Here is an 18,439-nt window from a genome sequence, read left to right as displayed (position 1 = left end):
CGGCATTTTGTCCGCAAAGTGCGAAAGGGTCGGCGTGTGTGGCCAGAGACGGCTGAACGCGTCCGCGCGTTCATGCGCAATTATGACCCCCATGCCGAGGCGAAGTGACGCCGATGTCTCGGGGGAAGGCGAGCGCCGGGCGCCGCAGTCGAGTGAACGAAGCCGACCTTCGTCATCTGCTTGATGAACTGAAGGCGAGGATACCTGCATCAAGCGTGATGGGCCGCGCAATAAAATTGAAGCGGGCAGGCCGGGACTATCAGGGGCTATGTCCGTTCCACCAGGAAAAGACGCCCAGCTTCACAGTCAATGATGCGAAGGAATTTGGCCACTGCTTCGGCTGCGGCTGGCATGGCGACATTTTCCGGTTCGTCATGGATAAGGAAGGATGCGGATTCCGGGAGGCATATCAGCGCCTCGCGAACGACGATCTCCCTACATGGACACCACAGGAACGCGCGAAGGCGCAGGCCGGTCAGCGCCTGGAAGATCTCGAAAAGGAGAAGGACGCCCGCCGTTTCTTCTCAGAGTCCTTGCCGATCGTGGGGACGCCCGGCGAGGTTTATCTTCAGGCGCGAGGCATCACTGTCGCAGCGCCGGAGTTCGTGCGCTTCGGCATGGTTCCGTCATGGCGAAGCAAGGAAACCGGCGAATGGGGTCGCAAACGCCCGGCCGTCATCTGCGGCGCGCAGGATGGGTCTGGGGCGGTGGTCGGTATCCAGCGGATCTTCTTCAAGAACGATGATCCCAAGCTCGGCAAGAAAGACTGCAAGCTGAGCCTCGGCACTATCAAGGGGTCTGCGCTGCGGCTGGCACCGGCGGGACGCTCAATCATCATGGCAGAAGGCCCGGAAGACGGCATGTCGATCTTGCAGGAGGGCCCTGGTTTGCCCGTCTGGGTGCCGTTTGGCACAAGCATGATGCCTGCTGTCGATTTCCCGCCCGAAGTCCGGCGGGTGATTATTGCCGGTCAGAATAATACCGCAGGCCGGATCGCGGCGAACAAGGCGGCGATTTCACTGTCGGAACGCGGGCTTGAGGTCGCATTCGCTTGGCCAGATAGGCGCTTTGACGACTGGAACGATCAGTTGCGCGGGGCGCTGGCCAATGGCTGATGGCTTCGCATCCGAGTTTGCAGACGTCGAGTCTGTAGCGCCGCAGCCGTTGGATCTGCGCGGCGCAATGGCTGATGCTGTCGAATATCCTATCGATGCGCTCAGCCCGCGCCTGCGGAACGCCATTTTGGCGATTGAAGCTATGGCGCAGGTGCCGATCTCGCTTGCAGCCCAATCAGTTCTGTCGGCCGCGTCACTGGCGGCTCAGGGGTTCATCAACGTCGAAACCATCGTGAACGGGAAGATCGTCCCCGTGTCGGTTTTTCTGCTGAGCATCGCTGCATCCGGTGATCGCAAGTCCACGTCCGACAGCCTCGCAATCAAGCCTGTGAAGGAGCGGGAGGAGCAGCTTGGGATGCACTATGAGCAGCGCAAGCATGAGTTTGCCATTGATGACGCGGCGTTCAAAGCCGCAACGCAGAAGGCCAAGAACGGCAGCAATAAATCGCGGGAGGACATCCGGCGCGATCTGGAGAGCGTGGGCAAGCCGCCGATCCCGCCCATTCAGCCCCTGCTCACCGTGGACGAGCCGACCGGGCCGGGCATGCAACGCCTGTTTGCGGAAGCCATGCCGGCGCTTGGCCTGTTTTCAGACGAGGGCGCCACCTTCCTTGGTGGCTGGTCGATGCAGGAGGAAAATCAGGCTGCCACTGGCGGCATGCTGTCGAAGCTTTGGGACGGTTCGCCTATCAAGCGTATCCGGGCCGACAAGGAGAACGGGACACAGATCCTCTATGGGCGTCGTCTCTGCCTGCACCTGATGGTGCAGCCCGACATTGCCGGGAAGCTGCTGGGCAATCCGGCCGTGCGTAATCAGGGCCTATTGAGCCGTATCCTCCCAGCGGCGCCAAAAAGCTTGAAGGGAAGCCGCTTTTATGCGGAGCCCAGCGACAAGCACCGGGAAGACCTTGCCGCATATCACCAGCGTCTCGGCCGTATGCTGGCGACAGAATTTTCATTCCGCGATCCCCAGACCCGGGCGCTGGACTTGGCGATCGTCCATCTGACCCCAGAGGCGAAAGCCAAGCTGATCGAGTTCAGCGACCATTGCGAGCGATTGCTCGGGCCCGGCGGACCTTATGAGCAGATTGCCGATTTCGCATCGAAGATGACTGAGAACGCGACGCGGTTGGCGGCAACCATCGGATATTTCGAGGGAGGCGGGGCGCTGATAGACAAAGGGCTCAGCCTACAGGCGGTGCAAGCCGGTATCGCGCTTATGGAGTTCTATGCCAGCGAAGCCATCCGGCTCTATGGCACTTCCGCGCTGGATAACGATACTGCCAACGCAGCCCTACTGATCGAATGGATCAGAAAGCGCGAGCTAACAGCGGTCGGCGCGCGGTTCCTGAACCGACGTGGCCCCCAACAGACCCGGAACGGCCCGGCGCTCAAGCGGGCGCTCGAAATCCTTGTGGAATATAAGCACCTCGTCCCGATCAAGGGCGGCGCACGGCTGGACCTTGGAGGCGAGGCGAAGTTCTACGCCGAAGCCTACACCGTGATCCCCGCAGGTGCCGAATGAGCGAGGGCGACCTGTTCAGCGCCGGCTTTGCGTGGGGCGATGTCGCGGACGCTGCGACACCCGTTGCGACACCTGACAAAGGCGCGCCGTCGCAGCCTCGCCCGCCGCTGTCGCAAACCCGTGCGACACCTGTCGCGACAGGCGACGCCCCCGCATTTGCACGGGATTTCGGCTGGTCGGACGATGCTGTCGCAAGTGTCGCAGGTGTCGCAAATCTAGGCGTTGAGGCAGAGGTGTCGCAAAATGCGACCCCCCCGATTGCGACAGAGTTTGCGACACGTGAAAGCGCGCATTTTCGGGGCTTAGAGGGGCAATCGACACAGCCTGTCGCAGATGTCGCAAGTGTCGCAAATTGGAGTTTGGCAGTCGAGCGCGCAGCCCGGTCGCGCGCGCCGGACGGCATCACCGACATGGCGTGGCGGGCGCTGGTCATGGACGCTCGCATGCTGCTCCAAAATTGGGGGACGGACCTGTTTGGGCTCGGCTGGACGACACTGGAAATCTTCGGGGTTGCGCGCCAGCCGGGCATGCGACGGCTCGATGTCGTGGGGCTGGTCTATTTGCTGCGGGGGAACGCTGTCGAAGCGATCGACCGCGACACGGCCCTGATCCGGGTCACGCCGCGCGACACGCTGACCTTTCAACGCAAGCTGGTCGCTGGTGGAGGCGTGCCGTTGTGGAAATGGGTGGAGGCTAGCCAGGGCGGGGCGGTCGGGATGGCGGGCGGGGGTAGCGCCTTCAGCGCGTACCCCCGACACCCCCGCCATGTCAACCCCGACCAAGGGGCTGGATGAGAGATGTCGAAAAAAATCGAGATGGCAGACGAAGAGAGACGACTGATGGAAATGAACGTATGCGCCACCTGCCGGTTCTGGATGCGCTATACAGCGCAGGACAAGGGGCCGTTCTTCGAGATTGCCGAAGGGACTGGGGAGTGCAGGCGCAATCCGCCTGTGCTGGATGATCGGGCGCACAAATTCCAAAGCACTGAAGATGCAGCGGGCTGCGCGCAATGGCCGGTAACTTGGGATGGGCACTGGTGCGGCCAGCACCAGCCGCGCCTCCCGACAGCGGGCGATGTCGCTTGAGGAAGCCCCGTCCGACCCCCGCCGACCTCGCCGCCTCCCTGACGGCGGTAAAGCTCCTGATCAAAGGGATGAACGGCGCCATGCCAACATTGGTGGCGGAACTGCGCAGGGAAGCCTGCGAACGAATAGACGACGTGATTGATGACCTGGGGAGCATGAAGCGGTGACGGATATGAATGATCGGTGGTGCATCTTGCGCATGTCGGGCGCGGCGACGCTGCCGGTCGCCACGGCATTGACCGAGACCGGATACCGCGTCTGGACGCCGGTCGAATTGCAGAAGCGTCGCCGGCCGCGATCGAAGGCGACCAAGGAGGTCACGCTGCCATTGATGCCCGGCATCATCTTCGCGGCTGACGATCGGCTGCACGATCTCGTCACCATGTCCCGGTCGCCATCCCTGACGTACCAGCGTTGGAACCCGGAGACGGAGCGCATGGAAATCCGGGGATGCCCTTATTTCTCAGTGTTCCGGTATCAGGGCAAATACCCTCGCATTGCTGACCGGACCTTGGACCCGCTGCGTCAGGCGGAGCAGCGCGGTCGCTTCCGCGCCAAGCTCCCCACGTTCAAGCCGGGCGACAATGTCCGACACCCTGTCGGCATGCTGGGCGGACTGACCGGTGTCGTCCTCAAGGTGAAGCGCCGCAAGGCGGTGGTTATGTTCGGAAGCCTGGATTTGGAAGTCGAGATCTGCGACCTTCTGCCTGCGAAAACCGCCGCTTGACGGCGAGTCGCCTTCTCAGGTAAATGAACGGCAAGCCGAAAGGCGCCGCTGCCATAGCAGCTTCGGAGAGTTAATCGGTCGGCTGGTCATCTGGACCGGCGCCCTCGCCGCCAAACGCAGGAAGCCTCGCTTCCGGCGAACTGCGGCGCAATGCACGAAATTCTTGTTCCCGCTCTGACTGGTTGCGACCCGGTGCATGCGCCGTTCCAGTTATCGGGCTTGCCCAAGGCCAACAGCTAATCCGTCGCCACGGCGGGCGGTAAGGCAGACGTGCTATGAGCGTCCGCGCTGGTGACGGGCCATAATTGCCGACCGGACAGACCGAGACGAAATCTGGCCGGCACCCCGACGCGGCGGCGCTGAAGGAAGCGCAGGCCAAGGAACGCTGGCTTAACCGAACCACCAGCCAAGGCCCCCGATCAGCAATGGATGGGTACAGCCAGAGGGACACCCGCCAGCAGCCGGTATCAAGCCCGGCCCGCGTCACGACATTTTGGGACAATTTGTCCCACTTGCTGGGGTAGCTCAACGGTAGAGCCGCTCACTCGTAATGAGAAGGCTGCGGGTTCAAGTCCCGCCCCTAGCTCCATTCATGCGGCTATCGTCCAACGGTAGGGCCTCGGTCTTCCAAACCGATGATGCCGGTTCGAACCCGGCTGGCCGCTCCAGTTCCCCCGGCAACGGTGGAAGCCGCTGGCCTTTCGGTAACCCCTGAGATGGAGGGGTCAGCGGCAGTCATTCAGGAGGCGGCATGGCGAAGGCACCCGAGCCCACAACGCAGACGGGTGCGCCATGGCGTCCGAGGCGGGGCATCGTGTCTCGCATTCGCTGCACCTTCGGCTGGCATGAATGGGTCACGAACGACGGGCACTGGCGCCGATGGTGCGCAGAGTGCGGCCACGGGAAGGAGCCTCCGCCATTACGGCCGCCCTGCTGATGGAAGCGCAACATTGTTGCGGCGACCAGCAACGATCGGACCCCGTCGCGGGTCCTTCCGGGCAATCTGCCAGTGAGGGGGGCAAAGGCGCAAAAGGTCGCTAGCCACAAGATTGTCATAGGTGCCGCCGCCTTGGGGTCATTTCTGGCGGAAATTAGCGCGTTTCAGCGAATGGGAGGCGACAATTTCCAGCATCGACACCATGACGCTTACCCGCGCGGACGTTGCGTGGCTGGTGGGCATGTCCGACAGTTGGGTCCGGGACCGTATGCAGGCCGGGGACTTCCCCCGCCCAGGCGAGACGGCAGAGCAATATGTCGAGGCCTTCCTCGAATTTAAGCTGCGGAAGTTCGAACGGGCCGATGAGGACGGCAGGCTCGATCTTGAAGCCGAACGTGCCCGTCTCGCGAAAGAGCAGGCCGACAGAGTGGCTATGGACAATGCGGAGCGGCGCAAGGAATTGGCGCCGCGTCCCGACATGATCGCTGCAATTACTGGCGTGATCGTAATGGCAGTGGCCCGCCTCCAGCAGGTGGGCGCGCAGGTTGCGCAGGGCGATGTGAAACTACGGAAGCGCATCGAGACGGCGATCAATGACGTGTTGACCGACATCAGCGTCACGCGCGTCGAGGAGGCGGTGGGCGGGGGCTTGGATGAGGATGACGCCCCCGACGAAGACGACGACTGATACGCTAACCGTCCGTGGCGCGCACGGCGTCGCGGTGGCGGAGCAGGCATTCGCTGCATTCGCTCCGAAGATACGGCCGAAGTTATCGCAGTTCATGTGCGACCACGCCCGGTCCGATGACGGGGCGAAGATTAGGCCGTTTCCGTTTCAGTCGGACTTGGCCGACGCGTTCACTGATCCGGAAACGGCGCAGGTATCGGTCAGGAAGAGTAGCCGCATTGGCTATTCCACTATCCTGCAATCCTTTGTCGCCTGGCGCATCAAATACGATCCGGCGCGGACGCTCATCTACCAGCCGACGATTGATGACGCCGAGAAGTTCAGCAAGGACGACCTTGACCCGGTCCTGCAATGGACTGTCGTCCGGTCGGTAGCCACTTTCAAGCCCCGACATTCGGACAACCAGATCAGGGCGAAGCGGTACAAGGGCGGCTGGATACAGATCAAGGGCGCGAACAGCCCCAAGGAGTTCCGCCGCGTCACGTCAGATGACGTTTTCCTTGAAGAATGCGATGGCTACCCGTGGGCCTCGAAAGAGGAAGGCGACCCCGCTCGGCTGGCGTTCAAGCGCAACCTGACATCGCCGCGTCGTTTCAGCGCCGCCGGCTCAACGCCCAAGGTCAAAGGCTTCAGTCGGATCGATGCCCTGTTCGATCAGGGCAGCCAGGAATATCGGTACGTGCCTTGCCCGCACTGCGGCCACGTGCAGAAGCTGGTGTTCGGTGACGGCACAGGACCGGGCATCCGCTGGGCTCCGAAGGAGAACCCGACCCACGCTTGGTATCGCTGCGAAAACGGCTGCGACATCGAGGAGGAGCATAAGCCGTGGATGGACGAGAACGGGGAATGGCGGGCGCACAACCCCGCCGCATTCCCCCGACATCGATCCTTCCACATTTGGGCAGCATATAGCCAGCATCCCGGCGCCGCCTGGCTGGAAATTGCCCGCGAGTTCATGGAGGTCCGCAAGGACCCGAATCTGCTCCGGACCTTCGTCAACCAAGTGCTGGGCGAGGCATGGTCGGAGCGGGGCGAGGCTCCGGAATGGCAGCGGCTCTATGACCGGCGCGAGATGGATATGCAGCTTGGAACGCCTCCATCATGGGCTGGGCTGCTGATCGGCGCTGCCGACGTTCAGCGCGGCGGTGGCGGTCGCATCGATATGGACATATGGGCCTTCGGGCCCGGCAAAAAGAGGGCCTTTGTCGAGCGCATCGAGGTGTTCGGCCCAATCTCGGACAAGAAGACGTGGGCGAAACTCGATCTGGAGGTCGCGCGCGAGTGGCTTTCGCAGGACGGGCGATCGATGCGCCTGACCCGCGTCGCCGTCGACTCCGGCGATGGCGAGAACACGATGGAAATCTACTCCTGGGCCCGGCGTCATCCGGGCTTTGTTATGGCGGTGAAAGGCCGGGAGAGCATCGCTGCCCAGCAAGCCATAGGCGTGCCGACCTGGCAGGACGTTACGGTAAATGGTCGGAAGCTGAAACGGGGCGTCCGGCTCTGGAACATCGGCACCTCCATGCTGAAGTTCGAGCTTTATGGGCAACTCAGCCTCGAAAAGCCGGTGGACGGCGACGAATATCCGGAGGGTTACATTTATCTGCCCAACGGCACGTCGGACGAGTGGATTAAGCAGTTAGTCGCGGAAGAGTTCAAGCTGATCAAGCTGCGGAGTGGTGGATTCCGCCGCAAATGGGACAAGACCCGCGACCGCAACGAAGCTTTGGACAACGCCATCTATGCGCGCGCGGTCGCGATCAGCCTGGGCGTTGACCGCTGGACGAACCTGCATTGGACCAAGGCGCGGGGCGATATGGAAAAGCCCGCGCAGATGCCGGTTTCCGCGCCGTCAGTGCCGAAACAAACTGTCACCCGGCCGCCCCCGAAGGCTCCCGCCCAGCGACGGCAAAACCCATTCACTTCAAGGAGGCGCTGATGGCCTACCAGCCAGAGGATCTCGACAAGATCGATGCCGCCCTCCTGTCCGGTGTCAAGAAAGTCACCTTCGCGGACGGCCGGTCGACCGAGTTCCATTCACTGGACGAACTGCGCCGCCTCCGGGCCGACGTCAAAGCCGAATTGGGCGCCAGCGCTGCCCAGGTGAACCCTCGCGTCCGCACCGTCGTCGGCAGGATTCGTCACAGGTGAACCGGTTCGAACGCGCCATCGCCGCCGTAGCGCCGCGCTACGCTGCAAAGCGTGCCTACGCGCGCACGCAGATCAACACTCTCGCCCGCATCGAGCAACGTGCGGCGCAGAAGCGGCTTCGCGAGGACCCTAATTTCGGCGTCAACACCGGCAACCCCGATGATGCGCGCCCGCGCCGCTTCATCGATCGCCAAACGCTGCTGCGGCTGGCCTACGAAAACCCCTATGGCCGCAAGGCTATAAACACGCTGGTCAATAACTCTATCGGCTGGGGGATCACCGGGGCACCAAAGGGTCCGAAAGCGGTTTCGACCCTATGGCTGGAGTGGATCAAGGTCGCAGACTATCGCGGCCGGCTCGATTTCTTCGGTCTCCAGGAACTGGCGGTGCGGACGATGTTCCGGGAGGGGGAATCCTTCATCGTCCGCCGCTGGGTTCGCGACGCTCCCGTTCTGCCCTTCCGGCTGCAAATCCTCGATGCCGGAATGCTCGCGATCGACAAGGTGGGCGAGTATATTGAGGATGGGATCGAATATGATGCCGACGGCAATGTCGTTGGCTATTGGTTTCATCAGGCGCGATCGACCTACCGGCGCAACCGTCCCCCGGTGATGTACCCGGCCGGCGACGTCATTCACCTGTTCGTTCAGGAAGAAGCGGGGCAGAAACGCGGGCGGTCGGTCTTCGAACCGGTCATCAAGCGCATGGGCGACATCGATGACGCCCTCGACGCCGATTTGGTCCGCCGCAAGATCGAATCGTGCTTCGTCGGCTTCCGCACACTGAATTGGGAAGATGCTGACGTGCCGCTGGGGGTGCGGGAGGCTCGCGCCGAAGGCGAGCCACCGGCCGAGTTCTTCGAACCCGGCATGATCAGCACGCTTTCGCCTGGCGAGGACATAAAATTCGGTGATCCCAAGCCCGCTGGCGGACTGGGCGAGGCGGTCCGTATCAACTTGCTTGCCACCGCTGCGGGCATCGGCGTGACCTATGAGCACCTGACCGGCGACCTGTCGCACGTCAATTTCTCATCCTATCGCGCTGGCGCGCTGGAGTTTGACGCCTCGATCGAGCGTATCCAGTGGAACACCATCATTCCTGTTGGGCTCAACCGGGTCTGGGGATGGTTCTGTCAGGCGGCCTATGAGTTCGGCAAGACGGCGAAGCTCAGCTACGACATGCGCTGGACGCCGCCGCCGCGCAAATCGATCGACCGCAAGGGCGACGCGGAAGCCGACATTCTCGAAATGCAGGCCGGGCTTGAGAACCGCCGCAGCCTGCTCAATGCTCGCGGGCTCGACCATGACACGTTCATGGAGGAAACCGCCGCCGACCTGAAGGCGCAACAGGACAAGGGCCTCTTCTACAAGGGTGACCCGTTCACGGCTGCCCAGGCCGCCGCATCCTCGCAACCGACCACGGGAACCAACTGATGAACGCACCAGCTTCGGCGGCGCAGGCGCGCGCCGTCACCGCGCCCATGATGACGCGCGCCGCCGACGTGCGGCCATCGTCGTATCGGGAGGAAGACAACTCCATCGAAGTCTGTTGGTCGGTAGGCGCGGCCGGGCTCCGCTTCGATTGGTACGATGGCGGCTATTATGTCGAGGAACTGAGCATGGAGCCGGGCGCCGTTCGGCTCGACAGGCTCAATGCCGGCGCCAGTGTCCTCGACAGCCACAGCAGCTATCGGCTGGCGAGCGTCATCGGCTCGATCGTGCCCGGCAGCGTCCGTATCGAGAATGGTCAGGGCCTTGCCCGCGTCCGCTTTGCGACGACGCCCGACGTTGCCGACGTCGTGGCCAAGATCAAGGAAGGCCATATCCGCTCCCTGAGCGTGGGTTACAACGTCTATGAATTTGTGCGCACCGAGCGCGAAGGCCAGCACCCTCACATGCTGGCGACGGATTGGGAGCCGGTAGAGGTTTCCTTTGTCTCGGTGCCTTTCGATCCCGATGCGCAGGTTCGCGCCCGGAATGCCGAGCAGGGCGGCCATCCCTGCACCATTCGCGGCGCGACCGCGCATTCTGAGGAAGTAACTATGACTGAACCGACGTCGACCCCGGCGCCGGCGCCCGCGCCGACGACCGCCCCTTCGCCTGCTCCAGCCCCGGCCCCGGCACCAACGCCCGAACCGGCACCGAGCACGACCCCGGAACCCGCCCAGCGCGCGCTGGCGGTCACGGCACGCACGATTCGGGAGCGCTGTGCCCGCTCGACCGACCTCGGCAACGACTTCGCCCTCGAACTGATCGAGCGGAATGAAGAAAATCCGATGACGGAAGTCGAATTTGAGCGTGCGATCAGCGATCGTCTGCTGGATCGCCGCCAGCAGCCGCATATCGACGTCCGCGCGGGCGCCAGTGGCACCGAGAGCGAGGGCTATCGCCGCGCGATCGAGACGGCGGTCATCTTGCGCGCCGATCCCAGCGTCCAGTTCGACGCTGCGGACATCTCGGCTGCCCGCGAGTTCGCCGGCATGTCGCTGATGGAACTGAGCCGCGACTATCTCCAGCGGACGGGCATTTCCACCGTCGGCATGGGGCGTCTCGAACTGGCTGGCGCCGCCCTCGGCATGCGCTACGGCGCAATGACCACCAGCGACTTCGCGAACGCGCTTTCGAGCGCCGCCGCGAAGCGGGTCCGCGATTCCTATCAGGCGGCTCCGCAGACCTTTGGCGCCATCGTCTCGCGCGGCACCCTGCCGGACTTCAAGGATACCAACATCATCGGCCTGGGCGATGCCCCGTCGCTGCTGCTGGTCCGCGAAAACGCTGAGTTCACCTATGGCGCGATGTCCGATACCGGCATGACCTATCGCCTCCAGACCTATGGCCGCATCATCGCGATCACCCGTCAGGCTCTGATCAACGATGACAAGCGCCTGTTCAGCCGCATCCCGACCCAGTTCGGCTTCAAGGCTCGCGATCTTGAGAGCGATCTGGTCTGGGGCCTGATTATCAGCAACCCGGTCATGGCGGACGGTAACGCGCTGTTCAGCGTCGCCCACGGTAACCTCGCGGCTGCCGGCGGCGCGATCAGCGTCACCACCGTGGCGGCGGGCCGCCTTGCGATGTCGCAGCAGAAGAGCGCGGAAGGCGGTTTCATCACCGTCCGCCCGGCTTATCTGGTTGTCGGTCCCGCGAAGGAAACTGAAGCGGAGCAGTTCCTGACCGCCGTTGCCGCAACACAGAACACGAACGTAAATCCGTTCGTCGGCAAGTTGCAGCTCATCGTGGAGCCCCGCATCACTGACAATAGCTGGTATCTCATCGCGGACCCAGCATCGATCGACACCATCGAGTTCTCGCATCTCGAAGGTCAGGAGGGCGTCTATATCGAGACCCAGGCAGGCTTCGATGTCGACGGCGTCAAGACGAAGGCGCGTCTCGATGTTGGCGGCGCGCCGATCGATTGGCGCGGCATGTATAAGAACCCCGGCAACTAATCCGGACATCCCCACCACCAAGCCCTGACGCCTCCGGGCGTCAGGCATGGAGATCGTGACATGAAGATCGTCAATCTCAGTGGCCCGGCCGTGATCGCCGGAGCCGTCCGCTATCCCATCGAGGGTGCGCTCACCGTTACCGACCAACAGGCCGAGCAACTGGAGAAGTCTGGCCGCCTCGATGGTGAACCCGAAGATCTGCCCGTCGAAGACGAGCAGCAGGAAACCTCCGCCAAGCCCAAGCGCGGCGCGGCGATCAAGGAGTCGTAAGTCATGAAGAACTTTGTTCAGCAGGGCGACAATCTCACCCTGACCGCCCCCTATGTGCTCGCCAGCGGTGCTGGCGCGCTTGTCGGTTCCATCTTCGGCGTGGCATCGGCAGACGCAGCCAATGGCGCGCCCGTCGTGCTGGTCACGCGCGGCGTATTCACGCTGCCCAAGGCGACCGGCGAGGCCTGGACGGCTGGCGTCAAGCTGTATTGGGATAACACCAACAAGCGTCTCACCACGACCTCCGCTGGCAACACCCATGTGGCGCTTGCCACGGCTGCCGCCGCATCCGGCGACACCTCCGGGCAGGCGCTTCTGCGCGTCGCTGCCTGATATGTCTGGTCCGTTCGCCGCAGCGCTGGACGCGCTTTTCAACGCGCCTGGTTCTGCGGCGGCGGACTATGATGACGGACTTTCTGTCGTCCCAATTCGCGTGATCCTTAGCCAGCCCGACGTGCTTGCAGGCGCTGGGCAGCAGATCGTCACCGCGACGATGGTGATCGACATTCGACGCTCCGAAGTTTCGAACCCGGCCCGCTTCGCGACAGTGCGCGTGGGCGAACGCGATGCTGACGGCGTGCTCGATGTTTCGGCCAGCTATCAATTGGTCGACGAGCCTATGGGCGATGTCGAGGGCCTGACCTGGTCCTGCGGCGCGGAATTGATCGCGCCGTGAAGATCGCGGCGAGCTTCGGCTCGATCAAGGACGATCTCAAAAATATCGAACTGTCCATCGCCTCCGTCGCGACCGCTGCGATGGGTGACGCGGTGGCCGGTCTCAAGAATGAATTGCGCGGTCAGGTGTTGGAGGCTGGCATGGGCCAGCGCCTTGCGAACACCTGGCGGGCGGACGTCTATCCCTCCGTCTATGGCCGCAAGAGTATCAATCCGGCTGGCGTCGTCTGGTCGAACGCCCCGCTGATCATCGATGCGTTCGCGCGCGGCGCGACACTCCGGCCCGTGAATGGCGCGAAGTATCTCTGGATACCGACCAAGAACGTTCCGAAGCATCGCCGCGCCGGAAGCTACCGCTCGAACCTTAGCCGCCGCTCGGGTGGCGGGAGCGCGATGTCTCCGGAGGAATGCGAACTGCATTTCAACACCGAGTTCACTGTTCGACCCGGCCGGAGGGGTTCCTTGCTCGCATTCATGGACCTGACCGCCGGGCTGAACGCCAAGCGCGCCGCGTGGCGCCGCGACACAGCCGGACGCCGAGCGCAGGGCCGCCGCTCTCGCCCCGTGCTGATGTTCGTGCTGCGCAAGACGGTTAAGCTGCCGCGTAGGTTCGAGATCGAAAGCGTAGCCGAGCGCTGGGGCGCCAAGCTGCCCGCGCTGTTTGAGGCGCGCTGGAGGTAAAATGTCCCATCGCCTTCAAGTCCTCGCCGCCGTGAAGGCGGTCATCGCCAATGCGCTGCCCACATGCGAAATTGTCGGGCTAACCAATGAGGCGGATCGGCCCCTCAGGATCTCCCCGCTCGACACGATCGTCATCCGCGACGGCGATCCGGGCGAGCCCGCGATCGATCTTTCCCCGCCCGCTTACCATTTTGACCATAGCATTCCGGTCGAACTGATGACGTTGGCGAGCCCGAACGTCGATATGCGCGAACGGCTTGATCAGCGCGCGGGCGCGATCGGTGCCGGAATCGCCTCTGATCCGTTCCTCGCTGGTCTCTGCACCTTCATCGACGTGACCGCGCTGGAGATTGTCGACGCGGTCGTTCCTGGTGGAGCGAGCCAGTTAGTCGGCCAGTTCGAAATCATCGCTTCCTACAGCACCAGCAGCCCCCTGGGCTGATTTCACGACAAGGAGTCTTCCATGGGATACGGCCAGGGTATCAATGCCGTTTGCAACGGCGTGTTCGAAAGCACCTACGGCATTTCGCCGGCCAGCGGCTTCAAGAAGCTGCCTTTCGTCAGTTCGACGCTGGGCGAGGAGCGCCCGCTGATCGAAGACGATCAACTCGGTTTCGGCCGCGAAGGGCTAGACCCCTCCTATGACGTCGCCACCAATGACGGAGATATTGTCATTCCGGTCGACCAGGCCGCAATCGGCTTCTGGTTGCGAGCGATGTTCGGTGCTCCCGCCACCACGGGAGCAGGCCCCTACACCCATGTGTTTCAGTCGGGTTCGGCGTCCCTGCCGTCGATGTCGCTGGAGATTGGCAATCCGGACGTCCCTTCCTTCTCGACGCATTATGGTGCGGTGGCAAATCAGATGCGCATCGCCCTGGCGCGAAGCGGCATGCTGAACGCCACCATCAGCCTCATGTGCCAGGGCGAGACCGCCGAAGACCCCGCGTCTGCGGCGGGCACGCCGACGGCGTTGACCGGCACCCGGTTCGCGCAGGCTACCGGGTCCATCAAGCGCGGCGGCGTGGCTCTGGGCGCGGTCGTCTCGGCCGAACTGGCGATCAGCAATGGCCTCGACAAGGTGGAGGTGATTCGCGAAGACGGCCGGATCGATGGCGTCGTTCCCGGCGTTCTTGCGGCCACAATCACCCTCCGGACCCGCTTCAACAGCCTTCAGCTTTTCAACGACGCGACGAACCAGACGCCGATCGCGCTGGAGGTCGGCTGGGTAGCGGGGGCGAACTCCCTCAAGTTCGCCTTGCCCCGCGTGTTCCTGCCGCGCCCGAAGAAGCCCATCGAAGGGCCGCGCGGGATCATGGCCGACTTCACGGCCCAGGCGTCCGGCGCTGGCGGCCACAAGGTCACCGCGACGCTGATCAACACCACCGCCACCTATTGAGGAGCGCCCCCATGGCTGGAAATTCGAAGGCGGCGAAGTCTGCCGCTGAAACCACGAACCTGACCGACCCGACGCCCCCGACGGGCCCGGATGAAGCGCTCATTGTCGATCCCGTCGACCAGCGCGATCCTACGCCCGTGATTGAGTCTTTGCCGACGGCGATCGACACCCGCACGCCGGTCGATCTGCGTGCCCGCGTGAAGGTGGTCGACGCTGATTCGGGCGAGCCCATCGAAAAGGTCATCGCCGCGGATGTTGCGGCTGGCCAGGTGACGCGGTTCGCCGTGGAAAACGGTAACCTTGTCCGCAAGAACGACCGCTTCGTCACGATCACCGAAGATCGGTCCATCCGCTTCGAATGGGCGGAAGGGGTGCCGGCCGAATGACCGTCGCCATTGATCTTGAAGCTGAACAGGACCGGTCCAAACCTTGGTGGTTTACCCTCTACCCCGCAATCGAAGCGGAGAAGGAAGAGGATTGCCGCCCCGCTGTGCGGGTGCTGTTCGATCCGATCGGCCGAATCGCCCTTCGGGCAGCGCGCCGGGCTGCTGGTGAGGTCGTGCTTGATGCCGATCTTCCCGATGACGAGAATGCGCCAGTGCCGGCTGATCTGATCGAACTGGCGGGCGATGCTCTCAGCGAATGTTTGCTGATGGCCGGCATCAAGGCCTGGGAAGGCGTGGGCGTGGGCGATACCCCCGTCGAGGTCACTCCGGATCGGCTTCGCCAGTTCCTGGCCGACCCGATGCGGTTCGAGCGGCTCGACAAAGCCTATGTGCAACCCTTCGTGACGAGGGAACTGGAAAAAAACGGATTATCGCCCTTGCCGACTGGAAGTTCGGCGGGGGCGACGCCTACTGCCGCGACATCTGCCAGGCGCACAAAGAGGGCAGGTGCAAAGCGGACGAAGCCGAAGGCGTAAAGGGCTGCCCTTACAGCGAGAATGAGGCCCAGACTGAGGCGGGTGCGGGCGTTTGGGACGTCATATCCGGTTGCGGCCGCCAGTTGCGCGCGCACATGGGCGGGCCTTTTGCGCTCGATTTCAGCGCCGTTCTGACAATGGGGCAGGCGCAGGGGGCCGACATGAAGATGCTGGCCGAAACGCTGCCCTATGTAGAGGCGGTCGTCCTGGCGCAGTTCGATAGGGAGGGCGACGATGCCGAGGCCTAATATCGCCATCCGCCTCGGGACCGAAGGCGCCGCCGATGTCCGGCGCGACGTCGAGAGCGTCGGCACCGCCAACGAAGCGGCGGCCAATCGCGCGCGGACGGCCTGGGACAAGGCGTCATCCGACATCGAGGCGGCCCAGCGACGGCAGGCCGCTGCCGCCGCGAAGATCGCTGCCATCGCCCCCCAGACTGCTACCCAGATGCGCATCAACGACGCGGTGGGCACGGGATCAACGCTGAATGAAGGCTCGGCGCGTGTTTCGGCCGCCGCGTTTCGCGAAGCGATGGCGGCGCAGGAAGAATATGAGCGCGGCGCAACCCGTTTGCGTGCGGCGCTCGATCCAGCCTTTGCTGCCCAGCAGCGCTTCAACGCCGAGATAACGGAGGCGCGCACCCTTCTCGCAAACGGGGCGATCTCCCTCGACGAATATTCGAAGAAGCTGTGGCAGGAACAGCAGGCGCTGGCAGCGGCGAGCGCTGGCCATGGTCGTGTTGCGACGTCGTCGAACGCCATGAAGGCTGGCCTGCAATCGGCGGGGTTTCAGGTCCAGGACTTCCTTGTGCAGGTTAATGGCGGGACCGGCGCCCTGCGTGCTTTCTCAATGCAGGCGCCTCAGTTCATCGGCTCGCTACAGTTGATGGCGCACAACGCCGACAGCAGTAAAGGCAAGTTCTCTTCGTTCATGAACCTGCTGGGCGGCCCCTGGGGCGTCGCCCTTGGTATCGCAATTCCCGCCGCCGCCATGTTGGCGGAAAAGCTGCTCGATGGTGGCGATGCCGCCAAGGAAGCGCAAAAGGCGATCGATAAGCATCGCGACGCGGTCGAGGCGCTTAACAAGGCGATGCGTGATTCGATCCTGACGGCACAGGACCGGGCCCGCGCTTCCTTCGTCGAGGCCGAAAGCGAACGGCTATCGGCGCTGGCCACCCGCAACAAGACGCAGGCGCTGCTTGAGCAGGCCAAGCTGGTGGCTGAACAGAAGCGTGATGACGTCAAGATCACGGCGCGCGGCGATGTCGTCAATCCGGGCTTCGTCAGCGCGTCTCGGGAAGTCGACCGCCTGGCCAAGCTGCTGGCCGAGAACCAGGCCGCCCTCAAACGGCAGACCGATACGGCGAATATCGCCCAGGGCCAGTATATCGCGCAAATCCTGCGTGACATGCGGACCCCGTCCGGGCGCGTCAACCAGCAGTACGATCAGCAAGTCAACGCCATCATCAAGGCGGGTGGGGACGCGAACAAGCAGGCCGCCGCGATCAACCGGCTGGAGGCTGCGCGCGCCGCAGAACTGAAACGGATCGACGAGCAGTCGGATGCACTCCGCAAGAGCGCGAATGCTCGCCGGGACGGCGACACGGCAACGCCGAGCCAGGTCAGCAAATTGTTGCTTGAGGCTTTTGGCGGGACGATCACTTCCACCACTGGCGGCCAGCATGTGAAGGGTTCGTACCATTATCGCGGCCAGGCGGTGGATTTTGTGCCCACGGGCGGTATGGGCGCGATCAGCAAAGAGCAAATCCGCGCCTTGCTGGAAGGTGCCGGACTTCAGATCAAGGAATTGCTGGGTCCGGGCGACAAGGGCCATAATGATCATTTCCATGTCGCCTGGGCGGGCGGCAAGGGCGAGATGGACAGCGCTCGGATCATGGGGCAGTTGATCGCGGAAGAGGTCCGAAAGTCGCTAGCGCTGGAAAAGCAGCGCAATGAATGGCTTAACGAGCAAGGCCAGCATGTCGGAGAAGGTGCGGCTGCCGCCTTGGGCCAGGAAGGCGAGCGCCTAGCTGAAAACCGGCGCGCCATGGCGGAAATGCGCTCCGACATATCCAGCGGCACCGCGCTTCTGAACATCGAATGGCAATTGCGCGGCAAGAGCCGTGATGTTGCGGCGGATATGCTGGAGCTTGAGCGTTATCGGCTCGACATAGCGCGGCAGTTCCCCGGCGCCACGGCCGAGCAGATCGCGGAACTGCTGAAGGCGAAGCAAAGCCAGATCGAGATGAACCGGCTGCTCGAAGACTTCGGGCGCGACTGGCAGGAGGTCACCGAATTTGGGCGCGGGTTCGTCGACACGGTCCTGTCTCCCTCCACGTGGGATAGCTGGGGCGGCGCTGGCAAGACGATCCTGCGCGAGCTTCAGAACGAGATGATGAAACTCGCGATCGTCAACCCGATCAAGAATTTGCTCTTTGGTGATGGCCTGCCCACACTCGGCTCTGTCCTCGGTGGGATCGGCAAGAAGCCGGGGCATAATGCGGTCGGCACTTCCTACTGGTCCGGCGGCATGACCTATGTCGGGGAGCAGGGGCGCGAATTGGTTGATCTTCCGCGCGGATCGAAGATCTACAGCGCCAGCGACACGCGCCAAATGATGCAACCGTCCAGCCATGTCATTTTCGAGGTGCGCCCCCTCAAGGGCGCAACGTTCGATGCAGAGGTATCTATGGTTTCCGACACTCGCATCGCTCAATCAGCGCCGGTCATTGCGGCCGGCAGTAGCCAGGGCGCGCAGGCTGCCATGCAGCGACGGGCGGGGAGGCGCCTCGCGTGATCGTACTGTCTCCAACGAAG

General features: G+C 63.3%; 21 protein-coding genes and 2 tRNA genes. All 23 read left to right on the top strand.

Going from position 1 to position 18,439, the window contains the following annotated elements:
- The first annotated feature begins 113 nt into the window (after nucleotides 1-113).
- The 23 genes from YP76_RS29365 to YP76_RS26595 all read left to right on the top strand — a co-directional run bounded on the left by YP76_RS29365 (nucleotide 114) and on the right by YP76_RS26595 (nucleotide 18,419).
- On the top strand, nucleotides 114-1,115 hold the full coding sequence (locus tag YP76_RS29365) for a CHC2 zinc finger domain-containing protein (protein WP_046763468.1): 1,002 nt from the start codon (nucleotides 114-116) through the stop codon (nucleotides 1,113-1,115).
- Nucleotides 1,108-2,640 (top strand): YfjI family protein, encoded by a 1,533-nt coding sequence (locus YP76_RS10055; protein WP_046763467.1) that lies wholly within the window; start codon nucleotides 1,108-1,110, stop codon nucleotides 2,638-2,640. Before YP76_RS29365 ends, YP76_RS10055 begins: the two co-directional genes overlap by 8 nt.
- 359 nt (nucleotides 2,641-2,999) lie before the next feature.
- On the top strand, nucleotides 3,000-3,434 hold the full coding sequence (locus YP76_RS27750; protein ID WP_157035741.1) for a hypothetical protein: 435 nt from the start codon (nucleotides 3,000-3,002) through the stop codon (nucleotides 3,432-3,434).
- A gap of 3 nt (nucleotides 3,435-3,437) precedes the next feature.
- Entirely contained in the window at nucleotides 3,438-3,728 is a 291-nt protein-coding gene (locus YP76_RS10045) for a hypothetical protein (RefSeq protein ID WP_046763465.1), read from the top strand.
- The gene (locus YP76_RS27745; protein ID WP_157035740.1) at nucleotides 3,725-3,895 is read left to right on the top strand and encodes a hypothetical protein; all 171 of its coding nucleotides are present in this window, start codon (nucleotides 3,725-3,727) and stop codon (nucleotides 3,893-3,895) included. The genes YP76_RS10045 and YP76_RS27745 overlap by 4 nt, the downstream gene beginning before the upstream one ends.
- 32 nt (nucleotides 3,896-3,927) lie before the next feature.
- Nucleotides 3,928-4,455: a hypothetical protein gene (locus YP76_RS10040; RefSeq protein WP_157035739.1), complete on the top strand. Its 528-nt coding sequence runs from the start codon at nucleotides 3,928-3,930 to the stop codon at nucleotides 4,453-4,455.
- Between the two features lie 514 nt (nucleotides 4,456-4,969).
- A tRNA-Thr gene (locus YP76_RS10035) sits at nucleotides 4,970-5,044 on the top strand.
- A gap of 5 nt (nucleotides 5,045-5,049) precedes the next feature.
- Nucleotides 5,050-5,123, top strand: a tRNA-Gly gene (locus YP76_RS10030).
- Nucleotides 5,124-5,594: 471 nt separating this feature from the next.
- The gene (locus tag YP76_RS10025; RefSeq protein ID WP_046763680.1) at nucleotides 5,595-6,080 is read left to right on the top strand and encodes a hypothetical protein; all 486 of its coding nucleotides are present in this window, start codon (nucleotides 5,595-5,597) and stop codon (nucleotides 6,078-6,080) included.
- A complete protein-coding gene (locus YP76_RS10020; RefSeq protein ID WP_046763463.1) occupies nucleotides 6,046-8,019 on the top strand; it encodes a phage terminase large subunit family protein in 1,974 nt (657 codons plus the stop codon). Before YP76_RS10025 ends, YP76_RS10020 begins: the two co-directional genes overlap by 35 nt.
- A complete protein-coding gene (locus tag YP76_RS28215) occupies nucleotides 8,019-8,231 on the top strand; it encodes a phage head-tail joining protein (protein ID WP_046763462.1) in 213 nt (70 codons plus the stop codon). Before YP76_RS10020 ends, YP76_RS28215 begins: the two co-directional genes overlap by 1 nt.
- Complete coding sequence (locus tag YP76_RS10010; protein WP_046763461.1) at nucleotides 8,228-9,664, top strand: phage portal protein; 1,437 nt, start codon at nucleotides 8,228-8,230, stop codon at nucleotides 9,662-9,664. Before YP76_RS28215 ends, YP76_RS10010 begins: the two co-directional genes overlap by 4 nt.
- Nucleotides 9,664-11,679 (top strand): prohead protease/major capsid protein fusion protein, encoded by a 2,016-nt coding sequence (locus YP76_RS10005; RefSeq protein ID WP_046763460.1) that lies wholly within the window; start codon nucleotides 9,664-9,666, stop codon nucleotides 11,677-11,679. The genes YP76_RS10010 and YP76_RS10005 overlap by 1 nt, the downstream gene beginning before the upstream one ends.
- A 60-nt stretch (nucleotides 11,680-11,739) precedes the next feature.
- The gene (locus YP76_RS10000; protein WP_046763459.1) at nucleotides 11,740-11,949 is read left to right on the top strand and encodes a hypothetical protein; all 210 of its coding nucleotides are present in this window, start codon (nucleotides 11,740-11,742) and stop codon (nucleotides 11,947-11,949) included.
- 3 nt (nucleotides 11,950-11,952) lie between these two features.
- Nucleotides 11,953-12,282, top strand: a complete 330-nt coding sequence (locus YP76_RS09995; RefSeq protein WP_046763458.1) for a DUF2190 family protein — start codon at nucleotides 11,953-11,955, stop codon at nucleotides 12,280-12,282.
- Between the two features lies 1 nt (nucleotide 12,283).
- Nucleotides 12,284-12,625 (top strand): head-tail joining protein, encoded by a 342-nt coding sequence (locus tag YP76_RS09990; protein WP_046763457.1) that lies wholly within the window; start codon nucleotides 12,284-12,286, stop codon nucleotides 12,623-12,625.
- Complete coding sequence (locus tag YP76_RS09985; RefSeq protein WP_046763456.1) at nucleotides 12,622-13,305, top strand: DUF6441 family protein; 684 nt, start codon at nucleotides 12,622-12,624, stop codon at nucleotides 13,303-13,305. Before YP76_RS09990 ends, YP76_RS09985 begins: the two co-directional genes overlap by 4 nt.
- Before the next feature lies 1 nt (nucleotide 13,306).
- The gene (locus YP76_RS09980) at nucleotides 13,307-13,747 is read left to right on the top strand and encodes a hypothetical protein (RefSeq protein WP_046763455.1); all 441 of its coding nucleotides are present in this window, start codon (nucleotides 13,307-13,309) and stop codon (nucleotides 13,745-13,747) included.
- Between the two features lie 21 nt (nucleotides 13,748-13,768).
- On the top strand, nucleotides 13,769-14,701 hold the full coding sequence (locus YP76_RS09975; protein ID WP_046763454.1) for a phage tail tube protein: 933 nt from the start codon (nucleotides 13,769-13,771) through the stop codon (nucleotides 14,699-14,701).
- Nucleotides 14,702-14,712: 11 nt separating this feature from the next.
- Nucleotides 14,713-15,087, top strand: coding sequence for a hypothetical protein (locus YP76_RS09970; RefSeq protein ID WP_046763453.1), 375 nt, complete (start codon nucleotides 14,713-14,715; stop codon nucleotides 15,085-15,087).
- Entirely contained in the window at nucleotides 15,084-15,623 is a 540-nt protein-coding gene (locus YP76_RS26600; protein WP_052757375.1) for a hypothetical protein, read from the top strand. Before YP76_RS09970 ends, YP76_RS26600 begins: the two co-directional genes overlap by 4 nt.
- Nucleotides 15,624-15,718: 95 nt before the next feature.
- Nucleotides 15,719-15,871: a DUF7697 family protein gene (locus YP76_RS27740; protein ID WP_157035738.1), complete on the top strand. Its 153-nt coding sequence runs from the start codon at nucleotides 15,719-15,721 to the stop codon at nucleotides 15,869-15,871.
- A complete protein-coding gene (locus YP76_RS26595) occupies nucleotides 15,858-18,419 on the top strand; it encodes a hypothetical protein (protein WP_052757374.1) in 2,562 nt (853 codons plus the stop codon). Before YP76_RS27740 ends, YP76_RS26595 begins: the two co-directional genes overlap by 14 nt.
- Nucleotides 18,420-18,439: the final 20 nt, after the last annotated feature.

The organism is Sphingobium chungbukense, from assembly GCF_001005725.1.
Lineage (GTDB): Bacteria > Pseudomonadota > Alphaproteobacteria > Sphingomonadales > Sphingomonadaceae > Sphingobium > Sphingobium chungbukense.
Note: the sequence above shows the minus strand (reverse complement) of the source record. Positions and strands in the feature narration are given on the sequence as shown.

Bases quoted from the DNA above. Each gene is read 5' to 3' on its own strand.
- YP76_RS29365 (WP_046763468.1), top strand. From the start codon at position 114: ATGTCTCGGGGGAAGGCGAGCGCCGGGCGCCGCAGTCGAGTGAACGAA.
- YP76_RS10055 (WP_046763467.1), top strand. From the start codon at position 1,108: ATGGCTGATGGCTTCGCATCCGAGTTTGCAGACGTCGAGTCTGTAGCG.
- YP76_RS10045 (WP_046763465.1), top strand. From the start codon at position 3,438: ATGTCGAAAAAAATCGAGATGGCAGACGAAGAGAGACGACTGATGGAA.
- YP76_RS10040 (WP_157035739.1), top strand. From the start codon at position 3,928: ATGTCGGGCGCGGCGACGCTGCCGGTCGCCACGGCATTGACCGAGACC.
- YP76_RS10025 (WP_046763680.1), top strand. From the start codon at position 5,595: ATGACGCTTACCCGCGCGGACGTTGCGTGGCTGGTGGGCATGTCCGAC.
- YP76_RS10020 (WP_046763463.1), top strand. From the start codon at position 6,046: ATGAGGATGACGCCCCCGACGAAGACGACGACTGATACGCTAACCGTC.
- YP76_RS28215 (WP_046763462.1), top strand. From the start codon at position 8,019: ATGGCCTACCAGCCAGAGGATCTCGACAAGATCGATGCCGCCCTCCTG.
- YP76_RS10005 (WP_046763460.1), top strand. From the start codon at position 9,664: ATGAACGCACCAGCTTCGGCGGCGCAGGCGCGCGCCGTCACCGCGCCC.
- YP76_RS10000 (WP_046763459.1), top strand. From the start codon at position 11,740: ATGAAGATCGTCAATCTCAGTGGCCCGGCCGTGATCGCCGGAGCCGTC.
- YP76_RS09995 (WP_046763458.1), top strand. From the start codon at position 11,953: ATGAAGAACTTTGTTCAGCAGGGCGACAATCTCACCCTGACCGCCCCC.
- YP76_RS09990 (WP_046763457.1), top strand. From the start codon at position 12,284: ATGTCTGGTCCGTTCGCCGCAGCGCTGGACGCGCTTTTCAACGCGCCT.
- YP76_RS09980 (WP_046763455.1), top strand. From the start codon at position 13,307: ATGTCCCATCGCCTTCAAGTCCTCGCCGCCGTGAAGGCGGTCATCGCC.
- YP76_RS09975 (WP_046763454.1), top strand. From the start codon at position 13,769: ATGGGATACGGCCAGGGTATCAATGCCGTTTGCAACGGCGTGTTCGAA.
- YP76_RS09970 (WP_046763453.1), top strand. From the start codon at position 14,713: ATGGCTGGAAATTCGAAGGCGGCGAAGTCTGCCGCTGAAACCACGAAC.
- YP76_RS26600 (WP_052757375.1), top strand. From the start codon at position 15,084: ATGACCGTCGCCATTGATCTTGAAGCTGAACAGGACCGGTCCAAACCT.
- YP76_RS27740 (WP_157035738.1), top strand. From the start codon at position 15,719: ATGGGCGGGCCTTTTGCGCTCGATTTCAGCGCCGTTCTGACAATGGGG.
- YP76_RS26595 (WP_052757374.1), top strand. From the start codon at position 15,858: ATGCCGAGGCCTAATATCGCCATCCGCCTCGGGACCGAAGGCGCCGCC.